General features: G+C 42.1%; 2 protein-coding genes. Both read left to right on the top strand.

Annotation, left to right across the window (positions count from 1 at the left end; all coding sequences use genetic code 11):
* On the top strand, positions 1-1,061 hold a 1,061-nt coding region (locus ACY8D0_RS27995; protein ID WP_462413746.1), incomplete at its 5' end, for a DNA sulfur modification protein DndB.
* Positions 1,058-2,086 (top strand): DNA sulfur modification protein DndB, encoded by a 1,029-nt coding sequence (locus ACY8D0_RS27990; RefSeq protein ID WP_462413745.1) that lies wholly within the window; start codon positions 1,058-1,060, stop codon positions 2,084-2,086. The genes ACY8D0_RS27995 and ACY8D0_RS27990, both read left to right, overlap by 4 nt.
* The last annotated feature ends 58 nt before the right edge of the window (positions 2,087-2,144 follow it).

Raw genomic sequence — 2,144 nt, 5'->3', positions numbered from 1 at the left:
ACGGATACAATCAGTTTGGAAAAAATGTACTGGCAACCCAGATCCGGTTTGCCACACTGGAAGCGCTGTTTGAAGTCGACCCGGAAGTGCAGCGCAAATTGGACCCGCAGCGGAGATCTGAAATCAGGGAATATATTATAACATCCCTAAAAGGCAAATATTTTTATTTTTCCCCGTTTATCTTTTCGGCACGAGGTGCTTTTTCGCAAACCGGCCAAGGCTGGGCCTTGGAACCAGGCAGCAAACTATACATTTTGGACGGACAACATAGAGCTAGCGCCATGTCGTCGGCATTAAGCCACTTAAAATCCAGAATGGAAACAGCCGAGGAAACCGGCAACGAGAAAGAAGCTCATAAAATCCAAGGATACATAGACAAACTAAGAGCTTATCCAATAGCCATGCAAGTTTATCTTGATTTAACGCAACAAGAGGAAAGACAGCTTTTCACAGACATCAATACGGAACGAAAAGAAGCCCATAGTGGACTAATCATGCAATATGACCATCGTGACACCTATACGGAATTAACGAGGAAAATAGCAAAAAAGCTGCAGTCCAAGTTTGAAATTGAGCAAGAACTATCGAGGCTAACGAATGAGAACTCTGCTGTAACATCACTGACCATCATGAAAAAATGCCTGCTCGCGTTGTTCGAAGGGAACTTATCCGTTAAAAAAGGAGAACCCAATTTTGGAAAATACAGCTCGGATGAAGTAACGGCCATATCACTAGCATTCTTTGAAACATGGCTGCAAATTTTCCCAACGCAAATGGGTAATAGAAAGAAATTTGTGACCGGCATGACAGGTATTCAGGTCGCACTAGCGTTAACCACCCACGAACTAACGAAAAGATACTCGATTCCTCACCTAGAAGCTATCCGACTACTTAGCCGCTTAAAAAATTACTGCACATGGAAACATGATGACCCAATCTTCACCCATATTTATGATTCTGCAATAGGACGAATCAAACACCATTCATCTACTACATCCATACAAAGAACAGCCTGGAAATTTTTCACGATATTAAATAAAGAAAGGAGTGGGAATACTTGATCGTCAACGATATATTTGCTAAACGGCAAACGATCACCACCTATACGATACAGGAACTTTCAGCTCTCATCAAAAACGGACTAGTGAAACTGCGAGTGGTTAATAAACTGCATGTTAGAGCCATAAAAAAATACATTATTGAAAACGCTTTAACGGGACAAATCTATGTGCCTCCAATGGTGGCAACAGTGGACAAATTGGGCAAGGACAAACCCGTTGAACTGACCATCATAGATGGTAATCAGCGTCTGAAGGCCTTTTGCCAAATAGAAGAAATGGGTTACCGGGCTGCGAGAAGCGAGAATGAGGAAGAAATGAAAAAAGGATATAAGCTACTTCATTTTGTTGACCATACAGAAGTGGCCATCCAAATCTTTGAGGGATTGACAAAAGAAGAGGCAGAGCAACTTTATATCGACCTTAACACGAAAGGAAAAAAAGTCGCGCTGTCGAAACGAATTGCTTTTGACTCCAGGAAAGAACTGAATATCATTACCAATACGATTTTAACAACAAACAAGGAGTTAAAGACGGCCGGTGTGGAAATAGAAAAAAGGGCAGTGGTACGACCAACAAACAAGAAACTGCTGTCCCTGTCTCAGCTACGCCAGATTGTCGCCACCTTTATTACGGGAAAAATGGTTTACCGGGCAAATGATGACCATTACGATACTGTATTGCCGGCAAAGGACTACGTAAAGCTGATCAATCTTTGGTTCCAAGAATTATTTTTGCTCTATCCACCAGAACGAATCGGGGATTTTCATGAATCTATGATTGCCAACTATCCTTTGCTGGCTAGTTTGGCTTTTTACGCAAATAAAGGTATGGAGAAAAATAGTTTGGAAGAACGAAAGAAAGAGCTAGTCAAACGAATGCGGCAGTTACAACAGGTTGATTTCAACCGGATGAATACATGTTGGAAAGAGTTTAAGGGTACGGCCAGGACAGGTTTCTATTATCTGTCCAGCGACAAGAACAATATTGAAAAGCTGGTCACATGGCTGCAGCAGCAAGGGAGGTGAGGAGAATGTGAGAATCATATAAAAAACCCATCAGCGATCATGTCCTGGCAGACGGCGC

The sequence above is a fragment of the Neobacillus camarae genome, from assembly GCF_054950115.1.
The sequence above is the reverse complement of the archived record's forward strand: the minus strand, read 5'-3'. Positions and strand labels throughout refer to the sequence as shown.